General features: G+C 42.0%; 15 protein-coding genes, 3 tRNA genes and 4 rRNA genes. 5 read left to right on the plus strand and 17 right to left on the minus strand.

Going from position 1 to position 21,735, the window contains the following annotated elements; all coding sequences use genetic code 11:
• Nucleotides 1-39 precede the first annotated feature (39 nt).
• The 7 genes from rrf (PP2015_RS14755) to PP2015_RS14785 form a co-directional block, all read right to left on the minus strand.
• Nucleotides 40-153 (minus strand): 5S ribosomal RNA (gene rrf / locus PP2015_RS14755).
• A gap of 43 nt (nt 154-196) precedes the next feature.
• A 5S ribosomal RNA gene (gene rrf / locus PP2015_RS14760) occupies nt 197-310 on the minus strand.
• Nucleotides 311-494: 184 nt separating this feature from the next.
• Nucleotides 495-3,376: ribosomal RNA gene (locus PP2015_RS14765) — 23S ribosomal RNA — on the minus strand.
• A gap of 268 nt (nt 3,377-3,644) precedes the next feature.
• Nucleotides 3,645-3,720, minus strand: a tRNA-Ala gene (locus tag PP2015_RS14770).
• A 111-nt stretch (nt 3,721-3,831) separates the two neighbouring features.
• Nucleotides 3,832-3,908 (minus strand) — tRNA-Ile (locus tag PP2015_RS14775).
• Nucleotides 3,909-3,984: 76 nt separating this feature from the next.
• A 16S ribosomal RNA gene (locus PP2015_RS14780) occupies nt 3,985-5,517 on the minus strand.
• Together the 16S, 23S and 5S rRNA genes with 2 tRNA genes alongside form the textbook arrangement of a ribosomal RNA operon.
• Before the next feature lie 559 nt (nt 5,518-6,076).
• Complete coding sequence (locus PP2015_RS14785) at nt 6,077-7,015, minus strand: porin (RefSeq protein WP_058031033.1); 939 nt, start codon at nt 7,013-7,015, stop codon at nt 6,077-6,079.
• A gap of 294 nt (nt 7,016-7,309) precedes the next feature.
• Here PP2015_RS14785 and PP2015_RS14790 point away from each other — a divergent pair, with 294 nt between their 5' ends.
• Entirely contained in the window at nt 7,310-8,545 is a 1,236-nt protein-coding gene (locus PP2015_RS14790) for a response regulator (RefSeq protein WP_058031034.1), read from the plus strand.
• 61 nt (nt 8,546-8,606) lie between these two features.
• Here the strand turns inward: PP2015_RS14790 and rarD are convergent, their stop codons facing one another.
• A complete protein-coding gene (gene rarD, locus PP2015_RS14795; protein ID WP_058031035.1) occupies nt 8,607-9,491 on the minus strand; it encodes an EamA family transporter RarD in 885 nt (294 codons plus the stop codon).
• Between the two features lie 168 nt (nt 9,492-9,659).
• On the opposite strand from rarD, the gene recQ reads away from it, so the two are divergent.
• From recQ to PP2015_RS14810, 3 genes are all read left to right on the plus strand, one after another.
• The gene (gene recQ / locus PP2015_RS14800) at nt 9,660-11,477 is read left to right on the plus strand and encodes a DNA helicase RecQ (protein WP_058031664.1); all 1,818 of its coding nucleotides are present in this window, start codon (nt 9,660-9,662) and stop codon (nt 11,475-11,477) included.
• Between the two features lie 2 nt (nt 11,478-11,479).
• Nucleotides 11,480-11,776: a DUF3630 family protein gene (locus tag PP2015_RS14805; protein ID WP_058031036.1), complete on the plus strand. Its 297-nt coding sequence runs from the start codon at nt 11,480-11,482 to the stop codon at nt 11,774-11,776.
• Nucleotides 11,777-11,847: 71 nt separating this feature from the next.
• Nucleotides 11,848-13,554 (plus strand): BamA/TamA family outer membrane protein, encoded by a 1,707-nt coding sequence (locus tag PP2015_RS14810; protein WP_405127335.1) that lies wholly within the window; start codon nt 11,848-11,850, stop codon nt 13,552-13,554.
• A gap of 10 nt (nt 13,555-13,564) precedes the next feature.
• Here the strand turns inward: PP2015_RS14810 and PP2015_RS14815 are convergent.
• Nucleotides 13,565-13,639 (minus strand) — tRNA-Arg (locus tag PP2015_RS14815).
• A gap of 246 nt (nt 13,640-13,885) precedes the next feature.
• On the opposite strand from PP2015_RS14815, the gene PP2015_RS14820 reads away from it, so the two are divergent.
• Nucleotides 13,886-14,068 carry a hypothetical protein gene (locus PP2015_RS14820; RefSeq protein WP_058031038.1) on the plus strand — a complete coding sequence of 61 codons (183 nt, stop codon included), beginning with the start codon at nt 13,886-13,888 and terminating at the stop codon, nt 14,066-14,068.
• On the opposite strand, the gene PP2015_RS14825 is transcribed toward PP2015_RS14820, so the two are convergent.
• From PP2015_RS14825 to PP2015_RS14860, 8 genes are all read right to left on the minus strand, one after another.
• Entirely contained in the window at nt 14,042-14,890 is an 849-nt protein-coding gene (locus tag PP2015_RS14825; protein ID WP_058031039.1) for a phosphotransferase, read from the minus strand. The genes PP2015_RS14820 and PP2015_RS14825 overlap by 27 nt on opposite strands.
• The gene (gene pnuC, locus PP2015_RS14830) at nt 14,865-15,488 is read right to left on the minus strand and encodes a nicotinamide riboside transporter PnuC (RefSeq protein WP_058031665.1); all 624 of its coding nucleotides are present in this window, start codon (nt 15,486-15,488) and stop codon (nt 14,865-14,867) included. Before pnuC ends, PP2015_RS14825 begins: the two co-directional genes overlap by 26 nt.
• On the minus strand, nt 15,488-15,739 hold the full coding sequence (locus PP2015_RS14835; RefSeq protein ID WP_058031040.1) for a YkoF family thiamine/hydroxymethylpyrimidine-binding protein: 252 nt from the start codon (nt 15,737-15,739) through the stop codon (nt 15,488-15,490). Before PP2015_RS14835 ends, pnuC begins: the two co-directional genes overlap by 1 nt.
• 50 nt (nt 15,740-15,789) lie before the next feature.
• Complete coding sequence (locus PP2015_RS14840) at nt 15,790-16,290, minus strand: nuclear transport factor 2 family protein (RefSeq protein ID WP_058031041.1); 501 nt, start codon at nt 16,288-16,290, stop codon at nt 15,790-15,792.
• 50 nt (nt 16,291-16,340) lie between these two features.
• Nucleotides 16,341-17,720 carry a Gfo/Idh/MocA family protein gene (locus PP2015_RS14845; RefSeq protein WP_058031042.1) on the minus strand — a complete coding sequence of 460 codons (1,380 nt, stop codon included), beginning with the start codon at nt 17,718-17,720 and terminating at the stop codon, nt 16,341-16,343.
• Nucleotides 17,721-18,013: 293 nt separating this feature from the next.
• The gene (locus PP2015_RS14850) at nt 18,014-19,084 is read right to left on the minus strand and encodes a phosphotransferase enzyme family protein (RefSeq protein ID WP_058031666.1); all 1,071 of its coding nucleotides are present in this window, start codon (nt 19,082-19,084) and stop codon (nt 18,014-18,016) included.
• A gap of 40 nt (nt 19,085-19,124) precedes the next feature.
• Nucleotides 19,125-20,012 (minus strand): nucleotidyltransferase family protein, encoded by an 888-nt coding sequence (locus PP2015_RS14855; protein ID WP_058031043.1) that lies wholly within the window; start codon nt 20,010-20,012, stop codon nt 19,125-19,127.
• 133 nt (nt 20,013-20,145) lie between these two features.
• Nucleotides 20,146-21,576 (minus strand): NAD-dependent succinate-semialdehyde dehydrogenase, encoded by a 1,431-nt coding sequence (locus tag PP2015_RS14860; RefSeq protein ID WP_058031044.1) that lies wholly within the window; start codon nt 21,574-21,576, stop codon nt 20,146-20,148.
• Between the last annotated feature and the right edge of the window lie 159 nt (nt 21,577-21,735).

A 21,735-nucleotide genomic window follows, 5' to 3' on the forward strand; every position in this document is an offset into this window, starting at 1 on the left:
AAAAACCCCAACTCTTTTGAGTTGGGGTTAAAATTTGGTGCTTAGCAATGTTCTACTTTCACATGGGAAGCCCACACTATCATCGACGCTGTTTCGTTTCACTTCTGAGTTCGGCATGGGGTCAGGTGGTTCCAAAACGCTATGGTCACTAAGCAAATTCTTTGAATTTGTTTGTATTCTTATTTTTTAAATTAGGCCCTGGCGATGTTCTACTTTCACATGGGAAGCCCACACTATCATCGACGCTGTTTCGTTTCACTTCTGAGTTCGGCATGGAGTCAGGTGGTTCCAAAACGCTATAGTCACCAGGAAATACTTTACGTGCAAAGGGTTAATGACAAGTGCGTAGCACTCATTTCCTTTGCGCAAGGTGAACTGATTTCGCGATATCGCTTATCTAATCACTTTGCTTTAAATTCGGAAAAAATCTGATAATTCTAAAACTTCTACTCTAGTTCATATTAGCTTCTGAGCTAAAACCACTTTGGCGTTGTATGGTTAAGCCTCACGGGTAATTAGTACTGGTTAGCTTAATGTATCACTACACTTCCACACCCAGCCTATCAACGTTGTAGTCTCCAACGGCCCTTCAGTTAACTTAAAGTTAAAGTGAGAACTCATCTCGAGGCTCGCTTCCCGCTTAGATGCTTTCAGCGGTTATCGATTCCGAACGTAGCTACCGGGCAATGCAATTGGCATCACAACCCGAACACCAGCGGTTCGTCCACTCCGGTCCTCTCGTACTAGGAGCAGCCCCTCTCAATTCTCAAACGCCCACGGCAGATAGGGACCGAACTGTCTCACGACGTTCTAAACCCAGCTCGCGTACCACTTTAAATGGCGAACAGCCATACCCTTGGGACCGACTTCAGCCCCAGGATGTGATGAGCCGACATCGAGGTGCCAAACACCGCCGTCGATATGAACTCTTGGGCGGTATCAGCCTGTTATCCCCGGAGTACCTTTTATCCGTTGAGCGATGGCCCTTCCATTCAGAACCACCGGATCACTATGACCTACTTTCGTACCTGCTCGACGTGTCTGTCTCGCAGTTAAGCTGGCTTCTACCATTACACTAACCGTACGATGTCCGACCGTACTTAGCCAACCTTCGTGCTCCTCCGTTACTCTTTGGGAGGAGACCGCCCCAGTCAAACTACCCACCAGGCACTGTCCACAACCCCGATTAGGGGCCTATGTTAGAACATCAAACATACAAGGGTGGTATTTCAAGGATGGCTCCACAACATCTAGCGACGCTGCTTCAAAGCCTCCCACCTATCCTACACATGTAGGCTCAATGTTCAGTGCCAAGCTGTAGTAAAGGTTCACGGGGTCTTTCCGTCTAGCCGCGGGTACACAGCATCTTCACTGCGATTTCAATTTCACTGAGTCTCGGGTGGAGACAGCGTGGCCATGGTTACACCATTCGTGCAGGTCGGAACTTACCCGACAAGGAATTTCGCTACCTTAGGACCGTTATAGTTACGGCCGCCGTTTACCGGGGCTTCGATCAAGAGCTTCGCCTAAGCTAACCCCATCAATTAACCTTCCGGCACCGGGCAGGTGTCACACCGTATACGTCATCTTACGATTTTGCACAGTGCTGTGTTTTTAATAAACAGTCCCAGCCACCTGGTCACTGCGGCTCCCGTCCGCTTAGAGAGTAAATCTCATCACAGATAGGAGCGTACCTTCTCCCGAAGTTACGGTACAATTTTGCCTAGTTCCTTCACCCGAGTTCTCTCAAGCGCCTTAGTATTCTCTACCTGACCACCTGTGTCGGTTTGGGGTACGATTCGGTATAATCTGAAGCTTAGAGGCTTTTCCTGGAAGTAGGGCATCAGCAACTTCATTTCCGTAGAAACTCGTCTCGTGTCTCAGCCTTAAGAACCCGGATTTGCCTAAGTTCTCAGCCTACTCACTTTCACATGGACAACCAACGCCATGCTTGCTTAGCCTGCTCCGTCCCCCCATCGCAATTATACCAAGTACGGGAATATTAACCCGTTTCCCATCGACTACGCTCTTCAGCCTCGCCTTAGGGGTCGACTTACCCTACCCTGATTAACATGGGATAGGAACCCTTGGTCTTCCGGCGTGCGGGTTTTTCACCCGCATTATCGTTACTCATGTCAGCATTCGCACTTCTGATATGTCCAGCATGCCTCCCGGCACACCTTCAGCCACTTACAGAACGCTCCCCTACCCCGCATACTAATGTATGCAGCCGTAGCTTCGGTGGTATGTTTAGCCCCGTTACATCTTCCGCGCAGGCCGACTCGACTAGTGAGCTATTACGCTTTCTTTAAAGGATGGCTGCTTCTAAGCCAACCTCCTAGCTGTTTTAGCCTTCCCACATCGTTTCCCACTTAACATACACTTTGGGACCTTAGCTGACGGTCTGGGTTGTTTCCCTCTCCACGATGGACGTTAGCACCCACCGTGTGTCTCCCGGATATTACTTTACGGTATTCGGAGTTTGCAAAGGGTTGGTAAGTCGGGATGACCCCCTAGCCTTAACAGTGCTCTACCCCCGTAAGTATTCGTCCGAGGCTCTACCTAAATAGATTTCGGGGAGAACCAGCTATCTCCCGGTTTGATTAGCCTTTCACTCCAAGCCACAGGTCATCCCCTAACTTTTCAACGTTAGTGGGTTCGGTCCTCCAGTTGATGTTACTCAACCTTCAACCTGCCCATGGCTAGATCACCGGGTTTCGGGTCTATACCTTGCAACTCAACGCCCAGTTAAGACTCGCTTTCGCTACGGCTACCCTAAACGGTTAACCTCGCTACAAAATATAAGTCGCTGACCCATTATACAAAAGGTACGCAGTCACCCTCGAGGGGCTCCTACTGCTTGTACGTACACGGTTTCAGGTTCTATTTCACTCCCCTCACAGGGGTTCTTTTCGCCTTTCCCTCACGGTACTGGTTCACTATCGGTCAGTTGGGAGTATTTAGCCTTAGATGATGGTCCACCTATATTCAGTCAAAGTTTCACGTGCTCCGACCTACTCGATTTCACTTTAGATAAGTTTTTGTGTACGGGACTGTCACCCTGTATCGTCAAACTTTCCAGAATGTTCCACTAACTACACTAAAGCTTAAGGGCTAGTCCGATTTCGCTCGCCGCTACTTTCGGAATCTCGGTTGATTTCTTTTCCTACGGGTACTTAGATGTTTCAGTTCTCCGCGTTCGCCTCGTTAACCTATGTATTCAGTTAACGATACCTGCAAGCAGGTGGGTTTCCCCATTCGGAAATCCTAGTCTCAAGCGCCTCTTACTGGCTTGACTAGGCTTATCGCAAGTTAGTACGTCCTTCATCGCCTCCAACTGCCAAGGCATCCACCGTGTACGCTTAGTCACTTAACCATACAACCCAAAATGGTTTATTACTTTGAGGTGTATGTGTCAAAGACAGTTTTAACTTCGCCAGAAGTTAATATTGAATACTAAAGTAGACGCTAATAAACAAATGAATGTTTATCGGCATTGTTTTACTTTTGAAAACTCTTTTTAGAATTTCTTCTAAAAGAATTAATTATCAGCTTTTCCAAATTTTTAAAGAGCAAGAGAATTACTTCTCAGAGTTAAAGACTCTGAAGTCAAAGCATTTATCTATGAGGAGTAAGTAGTAAAGTGGTGGAGCTAAGCAGGATCGAACTGCTGACCTCCTGCGTGCAAGGCAGGCGCTCTCCCAGCTGAGCTATAGCCCCACATTACTAGGAATACATTGTTTGACCGAGCTTCTTTTTGAGGCAAGGCATAAAGCGAGGAAGTTTAGTTCGACTAAACGACGAGCTTTATAACGCAGCATCGAGAAGAAGTGGTGGGTCTGAGTAGACTTGAACTACCGACCTCACGCTTATCAGGCGTGCGCTCTAACCAGCTGAGCTACAGACCCAAACAATGTTTGTGTTCTCTAATTCTATTCAACAATCATCTGTGTGGACACTACGAACAAATCTGTTCTAAATCGTTAAGGAGGTGATCCAGCCCCAGGTTCCCCTAGGGCTACCTTGTTACGACTTCACCCCAGTCATGAATCACTCCGTGGTAAGCGCCCTCCCTAAGGTTAAGCTACCTACTTCTGGAGCAACCCACTCCCATGGTGTGACGGGCGGTGTGTACAAGGCCCGGGAACGTATTCACCGCGGCATTCTGATCCGCGATTACTAGCGATTCCGACTTCATGGAGTCGAGTTGCAGACTCCAATCCGGACTACGACGCACTTTAAGTGATTCGCTAACTCTCGCGAGCTTGCAGCACTCTGTATGCGCCATTGTAGCACGTGTGTAGCCCTACACGTAAGGGCCATGATGACTTGACGTCGTCCCCACCTTCCTCCGGTTTATCACCGGCAGTCTCCTTAGAGTTCCCGACCGAATCGCTGGCAACTAAGGATAGGGGTTGCGCTCGTTGCGGGACTTAACCCAACATCTCACAACACGAGCTGACGACAGCCATGCAGCACCTGTATCAGAGTTCCCGAAGGCACCAAACTATCTCTAGTAAGTTCTCTGTATGTCAAGTGTAGGTAAGGTTCTTCGCGTTGCATCGAATTAAACCACATGCTCCACCGCTTGTGCGGGCCCCCGTCAATTCATTTGAGTTTTAACCTTGCGGCCGTACTCCCCAGGCGGTCTACTTAATGCGTTAGCTTTGGAAAAGTTGTCCGAAGACCCCAGCTCCTAGTAGACATCGTTTACGGCGTGGACTACCGGGGTATCTAATCCCGTTTGCTCCCCACGCTTTCGTACATGAGCGTCAGTATTGACCCAGGTGGCTGCCTTCGCCATCGGTATTCCTTCAGATCTCTACGCATTTCACCGCTACACCTGAAATTCTACCACCCTCTATCATACTCTAGTTTGCCAGTTCGAAATGCAGTTCCCAGGTTGAGCCCGGGGCTTTCACATCTCGCTTAACAAACCGCCTGCGTACGCTTTACGCCCAGTAATTCCGATTAACGCTCGCACCCTCCGTATTACCGCGGCTGCTGGCACGGAGTTAGCCGGTGCTTCTTCTGTAAGTAACGTCACAGCTAGCAGGTATTAACTACTAACCTTTCCTCCTTACTGAAAGTGCTTTACAACCCTAAGGCCTTCTTCACACACGCGGCATGGCTGCATCAGGCTTGCGCCCATTGTGCAATATTCCCCACTGCTGCCTCCCGTAGGAGTCTGGACCGTGTCTCAGTTCCAGTGTGGCTGATCATCCTCTCAAACCAGCTAGGGATCGTCGCCTTGGTGAGCCATTACCTCACCAACTAGCTAATCCCACTTGGGCTAATCTAAGGGCGAGAGCCGAAGCCCCCTTTGGTCCGTAGACGTTATGCGGTATTAGCAGTCGTTTCCAACTGTTGTCCCCCACCCTAAGGCATATTCCCAAGCATTACTCACCCGTCCGCCGCTCGTCATCTTCTAGCAAGCTAGAAATGTTACCGCTCGACTTGCATGTGTTAGGCCTGCCGCCAGCGTTCAATCTGAGCCATGATCAAACTCTTCAATTAAAAGTTTTTTGAATCCGAAGATTCGTGCTCAATGAATTCTGTATAAATTGACTATATAGTCACTCATAAGAAATTGAGACTCTAAATTTTTTGCTCCTGAATCAAGAGCTGTTAGAACTCAATCTGTACGAGTGCCCACACAGATGATTGCTTCATATTTTTAAAGAACATTCCGGTTACCGGAGTGCGACTAAGCTTTTGCTTGTCGCCGCAGCCTTGCTGCGAAGTGGAGCGCCATAATAACGACTTCACTTTTTATGTCAACACTTAATTTTAAAAGTTATTTAATATTAAGTTTTATTTGACTCGACATCGTTTTGATTTGCTTTTCAGCGTCTCTCCCCGTGTCAGTGGGTGCGCATTATAGGGAGAATTTAAAAGCGCGCAACCCCTTTTTTCAATTAATTTCGAGAAAAGTGTTCAACCGCTCAAAAAGAGAACAAAAACACTAAAAGCACCCTGCTTTTGTTTGCTTTTCGTACATCATTTTCATTTCTGACGCACAAAAAAACAAAAAGCAGGCCTAAGCCTGCTTTATATAATACCTTCCAGATGGATATTAAAACTTATATTCAATACCAAGACCTAAGTAATCTTCTTCTGTACCTTGGTCTTCATCCACTGTTGAGTAGAAGCCATATAGTTTGGTTGATTTATTTAGCTTGTGATCAATACCAACACTAAAACCATCTACATCTTTAGATTCTACTGCATCAAAGTCAATTGTTTGGTATTGCACTTTGAATGTATTCTTGCCGAAGCCATATGCAGCATTTAATAAGAAGCCATCTGCGGTACCTGTACCGTCAACTTTTTCCTGCTTCTGATACATAGCACCTAGTTTAAGTGCATCAGTTGCTTTAAATTGACCTGTAACACGAAAAGCGTCATAACCTTTTACTTCGCTGTCACCTGCAATAGCAACATAATACTTAGACTTTTTAAGCCCCGAGTCACCATAGGTAATTGCACCTGAGTAACCATTTTCGCCGTCTGTAGAATCTTCAGCTACAAATGTTGCCAATACTTTGAAGCCATTAAAACTTGCTGACTTATATGAAATTGTATTACCTAAACGATTCTCACCTTTGAATAGGTTTTTAACGTCAGCTTCTAAATCATTAAATTGATCAACCTTACCTTGTGACAGTTTGAAAGCAGTATCATTTCTACCGATTACAACCTCACCGAAACTTCCTTTCAAACCTACAAATTGGTTTCTTGCAGTAATATTGTCAGAGTCACCCTTTGAATCTGCATCAGATACGTCAACTTGGAACTCAAGCTTATAAATTACTTCTAGGCCACCATCTAGTTTTTCTGAGCCTTTAAAACCAAAGCGTGACGCATTGCTTTTAATTTCTGTCGCACTTCCTGCACCTTCATCACTTGATTGAACAGATACATTTGCTTTGCCGTAAACTTTAACATCTGCGTGAGCATTCGCAGAGATAGCACCTAGTACAGCAAGAAGAAGTGTTGATTTAACTAGTTTCATGTAATTTTCCTCAATATCGCAACACATGATGATTCAAAACGACGTTAGTTTCTCAGCAGTTAATGACAGAAATATTACACACAACACAATAGAGTCAAATAATTGCAAATAAACTGCATTGAAAACGTCATAAAAGTATGTTTCATCTATAAATTATAGAAGAGGAATTAATTATTTCGTAATTTATAGAAAAAACTTTATTGTTCCTTATATTTACAATTTAGTGTTGAATTGCTTAGTAGATAGGTTAAGGTTAATAATAAATGTATAGGTGAATTACCGAGCGAGTACTGAGTGACACGTCGAATCCTAATTATCGAAGACACCCCCACGATTGCTAGAGTGCAAAAACATATTGCTGTATCTGCTGGTTATGAAGCAGACATAGCTGAATCATTAGCTCAAACCAAAGAATTACTTGCTAAAAACACTTACTTTTGCGCAGTCGTCGACTTCATCTTGCCAGATGCACCTAATGGCGAGGCAATTCATTATACTGTGAATTCTGATATCCCCACGATTGTCATGACTGGTAATCTAGACAATCAAACTCGTGAGACTGTCGAGAAATACCCAATCATTGATTACATAACCAAGGAAAATAAGCAGGCATATCAATATCTTAAAAAACAACTTATACGATTACCGCGAAACGAGTATGTTAAGGTATTGGTAGTAGATGACTCGCGTCAGACTAGAAACTACATCAGCTCTCTATTAGTAAGACACAAATATAAAGTAATAGAAGCATGCGATGGTATTGAAGCACTGAAGGTATTAAAAGAGAACCCGGAAGTTTCAGTGGTGATTACTGATAACGAAATGCCAAATATGAATGGAGAAGATTTATGTAGCGAAATACGTCTTCAATATTCAAATGATGAGAAAGCGATTATTGGTATTTCAAGTTCAAATGCATTGCACCTCTCAGCTCGATTTATAAAAAGAGGTGCGAACGACTATCTTAGAAAACCCTTTAATGCTGAAGAGTTCTATTGTAGGTTGAGCCAAAACGTCGATATGCTCGAGTATATCGCTACAATTAAGCGTCAAGCTAATTCAGATTACTTAACTGGCTTACCAAATAGACGTTATTTTTTTGAATTCACTAACAAATCATTAAGACAAAAATCAGCTTCAAATGCCGAAGTCGGTTTGGCTATGATTGATGTTGATCATTTTAAAGCAATAAATGATAACTATGGCCACGATGCAGGAGATGAAGTACTTAAGGCGCTTGCACATGCCTTCGATTCTCATTTTCCGGGCCAGCTTACAGCAAGGCTTGGAGGTGAGGAATTTGCGGTTTACTTTGCCAATGATTCACAAGATGAAAGCTTAGCTTTATTAGATAAATTTAGAGCTTACCTCGATACCCATAGTGCTGGCTTAACAAAGCATAATATACATTTTACCGTCTCTATTGGTTTTTGTAATACCGCTAGTACGAATGTAGACAGCCTAATTAAGGAAGCTGACATCAAGCTTTATGAAGCAAAACACTCTGGACGTAATAAAGTCATAAGTTAATCACATTATTATTCGATTAAAACGAGTGGCAAGTTTATTGCCATGCCACTCTCATAACTTTCTATTGGTTTTTACTCGCTCTCAAGCTATCCCAGCTGTACAAAGCCAGTGCCCCCCAAATACAAGCAAATGTCACAGCCCTCTCGACAGAGAATACCTCTCCATAGAGTGTCACTGCTAAAGTAAACATAATACTAGGCCCTAAATATTGAAATAAGCCAAGTGTAGAATAGGGTAGACGTTTAGCAGCCCCAATGAAGCAGAGTAAAGGTAAAGTTGTTACCACGCCTGCACTGATCAACAATATATTTAAGAGCGCTTCATTACTAAACATATCTGAACTAACTGTCGCAGGGGTCAAATACCAATATAAAATTGCGAAAGGCATTAATATGAGTGCTTCTATTAATAAACCTGGCAATGACTCTACTGGCATTTTCTTTCTTAAAAGCCCATATATTGCAAAAGAACTTGCAAGCGCAAATGCTACGACAGGAAAAGAGCCATAGGCTATTACCTGTAGAAGCACACCTAGTGACGCAATAATTACTGCTATGATTTGCCACTTCCTCAAACGCTCGGAAAGAAATACCACCCCAAGAAGTACATTTAATAAAGGGTTTATATAATAGCCAAGACTTGCATCAAGCATATGATCATTGTTTACCGCCCAAATAAACAGCCCCCAATTAAAACCTAATAAGGTTGAGCTAATACAGAGCATACCTAATAACTTTGGCTTTTTAATGACATGCTGGATCTGATGCCATTGCTTTACTGCAAATAAGATAAGGATCAGAAAAAGTACAGACCAAATCACTCGGTGAGTCAAAATCTCTAGCGCAGCTATCGATTCAATCTGTTTGAAATAAATTGGGGCCATTCCCCACATTAAAAATGCTAACACAGCATAAAGGTAGCCCTGTTGGGTTTCATTTTTTAGCATCGACACGACTCAGGAAGTAAAAAGCCATTATACATTGCCAGGATGCCTGCAAATAGACAGAAAATAGGAACTAACCGACATAACTTTGCCGAAGGCTGTAAACCGTCAAACACATCAGCGCAAATAAATTTACAGACAAGTAAAGCAAAAGCCACTAAAATGCCCGCCATGAAATCAGACCCAATCTGCGAACATTCAACCCTTGCTAAGCAAGCATTAAAAGAGACTTTTGGCTACGCTGAATTTAGAGCTGGCCAAGAGGCAGTTATTAATGCGGCATTAAGTGGACAAGATACTTTAGTATTACTGCCTACTGGTGGTGGTAAATCATTGTGTTACCAGATCCCAGCACTTTTATTCAATGGAGCTACCGTTGTTATTTCACCTTTGATCTCGTTGATGGAAGATCAAGTCTCTCAGCTTCAAGCCATTGGAGTAAGCGCTGCATATATCAATAACACGGTAGATTTTGCTCGACAAAATGCAATTTTTAATCAATTAGCAGATGGTCAATTGAAATTGCTGTATGTTGCGCCAGAAAAGGCGCTGCAATTTGATTTTATTCAAAGATTAAAAAGCTTAAACGTTTGTTTTTTTGCTATTGATGAAGCTCACTGCGTGTCTCACTGGGGACATGATTTCAGACCCCATTATCGTAGGTTAAGTGAGCTTAAACAGCACTTTCCTCATTGTCCTATGATGGCTTTAACGGCAACTGCAGATATTGCTACACGTCATGATATTGCGCACCAACTGGGATTAAATGCCCCTTATATTCATACCGGTAGCTTTGACAGACCAAATATTCGCTACACCATTGAAGAAAAATTCAAGCCTCTTTCTCAGCTTATGCGCTATTTGCGAGAGCAAAAGGGCCAAAGCGGCATTATTTATTGCACCAGTCGTAAGCGTGTAGACGATATATCTGAAAAGCTTGCCGAAGCAGGCTTTAATGTCGCCGCTTACCATGCTGGTATGAGTAATGAGCAACGCCAATTCGTGCAAAAAGCTTTTGCCAGAGACGATATTAATATTGTCGTTGCTACGGTTGCATTCGGCATGGGTATTAATAAATTAAACGTACGATTTGTGCTTCACTACGATATACCTAAAAGTATCGAAGCTTACTATCAAGAAACTGGCCGTGCAGGTCGTGATGGACTTGCAGCAGAAGCCATCATGTATTTTGACCCCGCTGACATAGGTCGCGTCAAACGTTTTTTCGAAGATATTCCCGATGAAGCAAGACGTAAAGTAGAAGAACAACGCTTTCAAGCTATGGCAAACTTTGCGGAAGCACAAACTTGCCGTCGACAAATTTTATTAAACTATTTTAGCGAATATCAAAGAGAACCTTGTGGCAACTGCGATATTTGCTTAAACCCTCCAAAACGTTTCGATGGTACTTTAGTGGCTCAACAGGCTCTCTCTTGTGTTTATCGTGCACAACAACGATTTGGCTTAGGGTATATAGTTGATTTACTGAGAGGTGCGAATACTAGTCGAATTCGCGATAACGGTCACCATGAATTGAGTACCTATGGTATAGGCAAAAGTCATAGTGTCGAGTACTGGCTGAGCATATTGCGACAACTTGTCCACCATGGGTTACTTGCACAAGATATTACTCAAGGCGCAAGCCTCAAGCTTACTGAAGCTGCTAGAGCTGTATTACGTGGTGAATATGTATTGCAATTGGCTGAACCACGCTTGCAGGCTAAACACGTTTATCAAGACAAACTGGCACAATTTAATTACGATAAAAAGCTTTTCGCCAAATTACGTAGTTTGCGAAAAGAGCTCGCAGATGCGGACGATGTACCACCTTACGTGGTCTTTAACGATAAAACGTTGGCTGAAATGGCGCAAAAGATGCCAACCGATGACGCTGAATTTTTAAATGTTTCTGGCGTCGGTTTTAGCAAGCTTAGTAAATATGGTGCGCCGTTTATGCAATTGATCCGAAATTATTTAGCCGCGAGTTAGTTATGACGCAAATTACCTTCAACACTGAATTTAAGTTTCTGCAGATCGCACCTGATTTCTTTCCCGAAGCCGATGAGTTTAGCTTTTGGGGGCAAATATTCCTAAACCATAACACTATTTCTATTCTTGAAACCTCAGAAGGTGCGGATCGTCATCAGATACGCTTTTGTTGGCAAGGACAAAATTTTAATCTAAATTTTGAACACTACAGTGATAGTTTATGGATCAGCTCTGAAGGCATTGAAGCCGAGTTATTGCTAGAGCCACTTCAGCTATTTTTGCTCTCTACCTTTTCATAATTATTAGACAGGCTCTAATTTTTCTGCTTAATATAATGATATAAAAGAGGATAAATAGCAGGAGGAAGGAAGTGACTGAAAGAGAATATCGACCTATATTGTGTCTATTGCCTATTCTTTATTTTAGTGATCCCTCAATTGCTGCTCCTTCTGTTTTTGACTCTCAAGAAAATAGCTGTAGCAATCAGCGTGAAGAAAACAGCGATGACTTAAACTTAAAACGTCAACTAGATACACAACAGGCTTTCCCCAAAGAAGCTAAAAATAAACACATTACAAAAATCACTTTAAAGCAGTTAAACGTTTTTGACACGAGTTTACCTGAAGAAGATAACTTTTTATTTCGCTTCGCTAACAATGCACATATTACTACTGAGCCTGATGTTATCTTAAGTACTTTACTATTTAGCCAAGGCTCTAAATACAACATTAAAGAATTAGAAGAATCTGAGCGCTTATTACGTCAGCAAAGCTACCTTTATGATGCCCGTATTTATGCTGAAGAAACGTGCAAAAACGAAGTACATGTTACGGTTGTAACAAGAGATTTGTGGACCTTACTTCCAGATATTAGCTTTAGCCGCAGTGGTGGTGAAAACTCTTCCCGCATTGGCTTTCGTGAATCTAACTTACTCGGATACGGTAAAAGGCTCTCTTTCACAGCAACAGAAGATAAAGATCGAAACGGTTATTTATTTGTTTATGACGACCCGGCTATCTTATCAAGTCGCTATCGCGGCCGTATCGAATACGCTGATAACTCAGATGGTGAAAGGCACTATCTAGGTGCTTATTTGCCTTTTTACTCGATAAAATCAACGCAAAGCTATGGATTTTATAGCTATTCAAACAAGCGAGTTGAATCTATCTATTCAAGAAATGAAGCTGTTTCAGAATTTTTGCAAGACACTGAAATGACAGATGCCTATTATGGCATAGCGGTTCAAGCTCCTGAGCAATGGACATATAGATATACTGTAGGACTTCACAACGAAAAACATAACTTTTCTGAAACTTCCAATTCATTTCTTACTATTGCTAAAAATCGAGAAGTTATTTACCCATATTTACAGGGTCAATGGTTGCAAGACGACTATATTAAAGTCCGTAACTTTGACTCTATTTATCGTACAGAAGATCTTAATTTAGGCTGGAATGTGCAGGCAAAACTCGGTTATTCATCGAGTAACTGGGTTGATGATGATAGCCATTTGATTTATCACTTTTCAGCAAGCAAAGCACATTACACAACTGAACGCAGCCTGTGGAGGTTAAACACCAATGTACAGGGCGAATGGAATACAACTCAAAATAAAGCAAGAAACTTTATTAGTACTTTGAATGTTCAGTATTATCTTAACACCAGCATACAACAATCATGGTTTGCCAACTTATCATTAAAATATGCAAAGAACTTAACTGCAGATAAGCAACTCGTTTTAGGAGGAGAAACAGGTTTAAGAGGCTACCCATTGAACTACCAACAAGGTAGTCGCAGTATTTTGGTCAACTTAGAAAAGCGGTATTACTGGGAGTATGACTTATTGCACCTTTTCAAAGTTGGAGGCGCACTGTTTTTCGATGCAGGTAAAGTTACAGGGAAAGCCCAAGTAAACGTCGATAACTCATTACTCAAGAATATTGGTCTGGGATTAAGGCTTGCACCTAGTCGAGCAAATGCAGGTATCGTGTTACATTTAGATATTGCTGCACCAATAAACAGAGAAGAGAACATCGATAGTGTGCAGTGGTTATTTACGGTCAAAAACCGCTTTTAAAAAATGCTCATGGCGCTCTCGGCAGGGATCGAACCTGCAACTCAGCTTCCGGAGAGCTACGTGATATCCATTTCACCACGAGAGCACACGAACGCTGCATATAGTAATGTCATTCCTTTGCAAATACTAGCATTTCACTTTCAGCTGATTAAATAACAGGCTAAAAACAAAAATATTAATGCTTTTTAGCGGTTTTTTGTATTTTTGACTATGCTTAGATTTTGATTTACCAGTATTATAGACAGCAAGTTACTACGTTTTATTAACATAAAGCGCCGTGTAATGCGGTAACAACAACAATAAAAGCTTAACACATCGAGAGGAAGCTATTATGAGCCAAATGACCACGCAGCAAGTTGCTGAGTTTTTAGAAGTTAAAGTGGAAAGAGTGAAAAGACTTGCTCGTGAAAACCTACTAATCGCCAAAGGCGAAGACGCACAAGGTGATCCGGTATTTGATCAAACTGATGTAGAAAAATATAAAGAGTTAGCGAAGCGCCTTGGTGGCATTTAGTCTCTTTAGTTGTAATGTGTGTGAAGTGGCTTTTTCTACTTCACCCCGCTCTTCATACCAAGCAATACACAAGAGTAAATAAGACATTCTGTAAACACACAACTTCTCTATTGCGTAACTGGGCACCTCTGAGCCTATACAAGCATAGTAAATACTCAACATCCAGACGATTTCCTCATCACCAAGTTGAAAACTCGTTACCAAGCCGGCCAAGTCAAAATAAATATCCCCGACTGCTGCATACTCAAAATCAATCAGCACTGCACCATACTTAGTAGAAATCACATTTTCTCTAACCAAGTCATTGTGGCAACACCCTAGCTCCTTAGGATAAACATTGAGAGAGTTTGAGCTGAATTCCCACTGTGAGTAAAAACGCTGTTTGAATAAAGACCCTAAACTCATCAAAGCTTGTTTCAAATCAAGCGTGCATTGTAGATGCTCTGAAGATTGTTGGTGTACCTGAGCAATGGTTTCTACTAAATCGCATAAGCGATGTTTCTCTATATCGTTTTCAACATCATCGACGTAAGTAAATAAGGCTACTTTGCTTTTCTCATCCCAATGAATGACTTTCTGAACATTACAGACTGTTGAAGATATTGTTCGTTGAAAAAGCAGGCTTGGTAACGGCACATCATTTTGATACTGCTTAAGCAAATACTTGCTCTGCTCAACAACAATTAGATAGTTTTGATTACTAAGCCCAGAAGTAATTTGATAACAAGCCTCAACTTGCCGAGAATAAAGTGTCTCTGTTACGAAGTCTCTTACTTTATCTGGCAAGTTTTGAAAACTATAAGCTCGCAATTGGTAAGCCATTTCTTTGTTCGTGTTCTTCGTACCAACGTTTGTACCCCCAACAGGCTATAACCGTATAAAACACATAAAGTACAAATGTCGGGTAATATCCTTTCACAAAGAACAGGTACATAGATGCGGCATTAATGATGATCCAATAAAGCCAGTTCTCTAAAACCTTTTTAGCCACTAAATAAGTTGTCATCACAGCAAAACAGGTTGTAAAACTGTCTAGATACGCAAAATCAGCATGCGTATAATTGTCCATAACAAAGCCGATACCAGTTGCCGTCAAAGCGGTGACAATGATGATGTAAATATGTCTTAACAATGGCCAAGAAATAATTGGGGCGACTGAACCTGGCTGCTTGCCTTGTTGCCACATATACCAACCCACAACCGCCATCACCATGTAATATACATTTAATGCTGACTCCATCAACAACGCGCCATTCCAATACATGATGGTATAGATAAACGTACTCAGAAAAGCCGCAGGCCAACACCATTGATTCTCCTTCACAGCTAAAAAGACATAAGCTAAGGAAAGTATGACCGCGATGTATTCCCAGCCAGACATAGCAGTAAAACCGGAAAATGTGGCGCTTAAAAATTCAATCATTGCGGCGATAAGTCTCCAGAAATGAACTTACACACAAATACAATCTTCCCAAACTCTTCAAAAGAGCGTTTCATTTCTTGTTGAAGTACCGACATAACGAGGTCATATTCACCAAATATCTGTGTCGACATTGTATTGGTTAACACTTTAAGCTCTGGGTGTGTATTTAAGCGTTCAATAAAGGCTTTGATAAAAGGAATATAGTCTGAGTGAAGTGGATATTTGCTAATTTCTACAGAGAGCTGCATTTTAAAATCCATAATTAAGTCGTTTTATCTATTTTAGCCTCTGATATTTTTTAAGGAATAGTTTTATTGAGGTTTTTACCCGTCATAAAATCCGCTTTGGGTGTGTAATTGATCCAGTCTTGCTGGTGCGTAATGAGCCCTTTTTCATTAAATTGAAGCGTCATAACAAATCGCCAAGGTCCCATTTTTTGGCCATGGTAAATAAATTCATTAAAGTGCCCTGTTATAACGGCTTGCCGCTGTTGCTCATCAATAATCAAACGATCTACTTTAAAGGTCTTTAAATCATCTATTACTTTAAAATTACCACCGTTCCAATTATAAAAAGCAGCAATGCCTGATTTTCCAACAGCGTGATGGCCATATACTAAATCTTCTAACTGTGCAGAATCTGCATAGAGCTTTAAAAATGCATCAAAATCGACTCTAGCCTGATAGGTTGATATAAATTGCTCAACTTGAGGTTTTATAGTGGGCACATTATTTTGCTTAAGCGAGCTTTTACAACCAACTAAAAGCAAAACAATAAAAATCGCAAAGCACCTTGTCATATATTTCACCTCGACAATCAAAAAGCGCGCTCATCGCGCGCTTAAAGCCATTAACTACCCACAATACCTAATGGCGTAGCATTTTTCCATGCCCCTCGGGTAAAGTCTGGAATACTAATAGATTCACTGCGATTCGCGACAGACTGAGCTGAAAGAGGTGAGATCACAGACCAAGCCGCACCATCGTAAACATCTTGATCTAACGCTTCACCGTTGCGTAAACAATAAATCATGCGCCAGAACATTAAGAAGTCCATACCACCATGGCCACCATTGCGCTCTGCCTCAGCACCCATTTTCTTCCAAAGTGGATGATCATATTTATCATACCAAGGGTTCATGTCATGCTCCCACTCATGGAAATTATCTAAATTGCCACCTTTTTCAAGTGCGATTCTATTCGGGAAGCCGGCAAACACCCCATTGGTACCTTGGATCAGATTATGGCGAGAATAAGGTCTTGGCGTGGTAGTATCGTGTTGTACCATGATGGAGCGGCCTTTAACCGTTTTGATCATGGTGGTATTCATATCACCGGCAATATAATTCAATTGGTTACGCTGATGATTCGCAGGGAATTCTCGTTGTGCATAAGCAGCTCTACCCAACGCTGGAGAACTCATTGAAGTTAAGTAATCAAAGCGGTCACCACGGTTTATGTTCATATATTGAGAAACAGGGCCTAAGCCATGTGTTGGGTACAAGTTACCATCACGCTTCGCATGCCAACCCGTTCGCCAAGAGCCCGTTTTATGCTCGATTTCTTTCATTTGCCAACGCAGTTCATGAATATAAGCGGCTTCACCGTGCAGTAATTCGCCGAATAGCCCCTGACGAACCATGTTCAGTACCATTAACTCATCCCGACCATAATTGACGTTTTCCATCATCATACAGTTTTTCTGAGTGCGCTCCGCAGTATCAACAATGTCCCACATTTCTTCGACGGTGAGTGCCAAAGGCACTTCTACAAATGCATGCTTTCCACTGTTCATCGTGTCAATGGCCATAGGTGCATGCCACTTCCAAGGCGTTGAGATGATCACAATATCAATATCATGACGGGCTAACATATCTTGATACGCTAAATCAGCACCTCGGTACAATGCTGGTTTTTTTAAGCCTCGCTCGGCTAGATAATTAGCAGAACGTTCCAAAACGTCATCGTGAGTATCGCAAATTGCGACGATTTCAGCGCCTTCAATATGGCTCATACGGCGCACATGGCCATAACCTCGCTGACCAACACCGATGAACCCAACTCTAACTACGTCCATTTTTGGTGCGATAAGACCAATAACCGACTTACCTTTTTGAGTCGGCACAAATGCTGTGCTTGAGCTTGATGTTTGCGCACACCCTGCAGCGACACTTGCCGCAGCAGCAACACCTGCAGCTTTGAGAAAGTCACGTCTGTTAAGTTGTTTCATTATTATTTTCCCTCTTTGTAACCACTTATACCAATCGGTGTAATTAAGTAGCCTATTTTGAGGTGGATAAAACTTTGCGATAGCAAGGCAAAAATTTTGCTGTTTAGTTATTCTAAATGATAAATTTTTAACACAGCTAGCGTGAGTTTTAGCTTCTCAAATTGGTTAAGTATTATGACTGATTGGTATTTACCCTAACCAATAAGTCAAGCGCTGTCATTCAGTTGCGACCAATATATGTTCCTATTTTGTTCTGGCACAAAAAAAAGCGCCTATGGCGCTTTTTATATGTTTTAGCTATGTATTAACTTTTCAAGCAGCGCTTCTTTCGCGACTACATCTTGATATAACTTGAATTGATTTCTTGCTCTATGAAGGTTGTGCTCACTGTACTTGGTGGAAAAGTAATTATCACCATCCAAGTAATCAGTTAAGAAGCGTAGGCCAATCATAAATGGCATCACTTTGGCACCAAGTAAAAAACTTTGCTTTTCTTCTGGTGTGAGCTCATTTTCTAAAGGCGCAACATAGCCTTTAACTAAGGCTGCAAAAATCTCTTCTCGTACTCGCACATTATCTAGGTTTGTAGAATCTTCTTCTTCAGGAGAACAAAAAGTACGCACCATATCACCAAAATCAAACAGCCAATAACCAGGCATACATGTATCTAGATCAATCACTGAACGTGCGCCATCGGTTTCTTTACAGAACAGCATGTTATTAATTTTAGTGTCATTGTGACACGGCCTAAGTGGAATGGTTCCGTAGATCGATTCTAACTCATCTGCAAGACCAAATTGCGCTTGGCAAAACGCAATTTCCTCTTGGCATTTTTCAGCTCGATTTTGGCTATCAGCTTCAAGCTTGTCATTAAACGCTGCAATACGCATAGCCAAATTATGAAAATCAGGAATAACATGGTGCAATACTTGGGCATCAAAGTCTGACAATGCTTGTGCAAATTGTCCAAATGCATTCGCTGCAGTTTGCGCCTTTTCAGAACAGCTCACCACATCTTCACTGTAGCTTTTACCTATAAACTCTAATGCACGCCAGACATCACCATCTACCTTCACTAAATAATCATCTGAAGTCGTAGGTAAATGTTTTATAATCTCTAATGCATAGTCGTTTTCAGCAGCTTTTTCTGTAAGGTGCTGTTCTATTGCTCTGGCATTTTCGACTAGATGCTCGGGGTTTGGAAAAACTTCAGTGTTCAGCTTTTGTACAACAACAGCGCGCTGCGGGTCTTTTAACAACATTGTGGTGTTGATGTGACCACTGCCTATTGGCTTTATTGTGGCATTTTCGTGGTCTAAGCCAAATTCTTGCGACAAATGCTCAGCTATCGCAGTATTAGTCATAGTCACCTCAGATACTGGTGTTATTGGCGTGGTAATCTGCTCATCCTTGACGATGTTCATAAATCTTTCCTGCTACGCTTGTTAATTCTTCTTTATATGTCACACCAAACCAATAATCAATGGCTGAGTAAACACTTACCGATGCAAGTTTACTTTCTATACAGGATTGGATGCAATTAGGTAAATAATACTCCTTTTTGACATCGCTGTCATAAGCTTCTAGAAACTTTCTAAAATCAGATTCTAGTTTAGCCATCAAGATGGGTGTAATCCCCCAAAAAGTCATAGAAGCTAAGCAATGGCTGTCTAGTGTTTGTAATTTTCCCTCAATTTCCCCCACCAAGCCATGTTCAGTTTGATGAATATTTAAGGTTTCAGTCACGCACCTAAGCGATTGCTGCTCGACTTCACAAATACCCCGGTTTACTCCCCCTTGTTCAGAGAGGGTTTTCTCAATTGGGAAGGCAACCATGGCCATACTACTAGCATCTTGCGATTGACTAAAGTGTTCTACCATTTGTTTGTATGCATTAGGTCCATAGTAGTCGTCAGCAGTAATAACAACAGCAGGGCCAGTCACATAAGGCTTTGCACATAATAATGCGTGCCCTGTGCCCCAAGGCTTAGTACGGTGATCGGCTAAATGCTTAAACTCAGAAGGCAGCATATCAATACTTTGTTCAACCAAATTGATATGCATCGTCTTTGGGAGACGTGGCAAGATTGTTTGCTCTAATTCTGCACGAACGGCTTTATTAATGATTAACACCGCTTGCTTAATGCCCGCATTGAAAGCATCTTCAATGCTCAGTTCCATAATGGTGCGCTCAAGTTTGGGAAGAGGAGTAATTTGTTTATTACCACCAAAGCGACTGCCAAGCCCACCAGCCAATACAACAAGTGTTAAATTATTTTGCTCTGTTGCCATTTAAAATTGTTGACCAAAAATTAACAAGCGCAAGAGTGTAACAGCTTTAGATTAGATAATCAGCGAAAAATTGTATACACATTAGTGGTACGAATTGAGAATGCCAACACATTCTCACCAGAATTATTTTGCTTCAATAACTTTGGCAGAGATATTTAACTTCTTGGTATTCCTCTAAACCTTGCCTTGCTCCTTCTCGCCCAAGACCTGATGCTTTCATCCCGCCAAATGGCGCAACTGGGTTTGAAATGAGCGCTTCATTAATACCCACCATACCATACTCAAGACTGTTCGCTACACGCTGAACTTGTGCCATATCTTGCGAATAAAAATACGCAGCTAAACCTTCATCAACCGAATTAGCGATAGTGAGTGCCTGAGCTTCATTTTCGAAAGTCTGAATGGCGACCACAGGCGCGAATATTTCGCTTCTACTTATCTCCATACTTTGGTTTACCTCAGTCAGAATAATAGGCGCCATAAACTGCCCCGCTTTCTCGTCACCTTGGTAGGCAATTTTGGTGCCTTGCGCAACAGCATCTTCAACTAAGCTTTGTGCTTTTAGTTTCGCTTCGGTGTTAATTAATGGGCCTAAATCGGCACCTTCAGTAAAACCATCAGCCACTTTTAACCGAGCAGTTTGCAGCTTTAATTCTGCTAAAAACTCATCTAAACACGTGTTTTGTACTAAGACTCGATTGGCTGCCACGCAGGTTTGACCCGCATTTCTAAATTTCGCTACCAACAGCCCTTGTACCGCTTTTTTAATGTCAGCACTTTCAAATACCATAAAAGGTGCATTACCACCGAGCTCAAGAGAAGCTCGCTTAATTGACTGGGCGCTTTGTGATAACAAAATTTGTCCGACTCGTGTTGAACCGGTAAACGTAATTTTTCTAACTTGTTTGTGTTCACAAAAAAACGCGCCAACCTGTGCAGCATCTTCTGTGACTAAAGTTTGAAATGCGCCCGTTTCCATACCCGCTTGCAATGCAAGCTGGCACAGCGCCAATGCACTTAATGGTGTATATTCAGATGGCTTGAGGATAAAACTACAACCCGCTGCATAGGCTGGGGCTACTTTACGGCTGATCATGGCAAGAGGGAAATTCCACGGCGTGACCCCAAACACCACGCCTACTCCCTGCTTAATGACAGTCAGCTGTTGAGTTGGACTATTAGCCGGAATAACTTCGCCATAACTTCGTAGCGCTTCATCTGCAAACCATTTTACAAAACCCGCTGCATAATCAACTTCGGCCAAAGATTCTTTTAAGACCTTACCTTGTTCAAGGGTAACCAGCTCTGCTAATGCCTGCTTGTGCTCTAAAATCAAACTATGCCATTTTAATAACACATCGCTGCGCTGTTTAGCTGTAGTCGATTTTAGCGCTTCAAAACATGTAATGGCAGCATCTAATGCCTGCTGACAGCCTGCCATATCAACCGATGAAAGTGTTTCAATCAACTGCTCGTTTGCTGGGTTATTTACAGTGAAAGAATCGCTACCTTGATACGACTTGCCATTAATAAGTGAGCTATTTAACGCCTTACTCCAATACATGTTTTGTCTCCTTAAACAAAAAACCCGTAGTAAAGACTACGGGTTTTCATAATCAAAATCTATTATACCAATCCTCAATAATACTCAATCATTTTGAGGGACTAAAAATGACGCTAGCTTCGTTAAAAATTTATTATTTAGAACAAATAAATAGCAAAA

This window comes from Pseudoalteromonas phenolica (genome assembly GCF_001444405.1).
Taxonomy (GTDB): domain Bacteria; phylum Pseudomonadota; class Gammaproteobacteria; order Enterobacterales; family Alteromonadaceae; genus Pseudoalteromonas; species Pseudoalteromonas phenolica.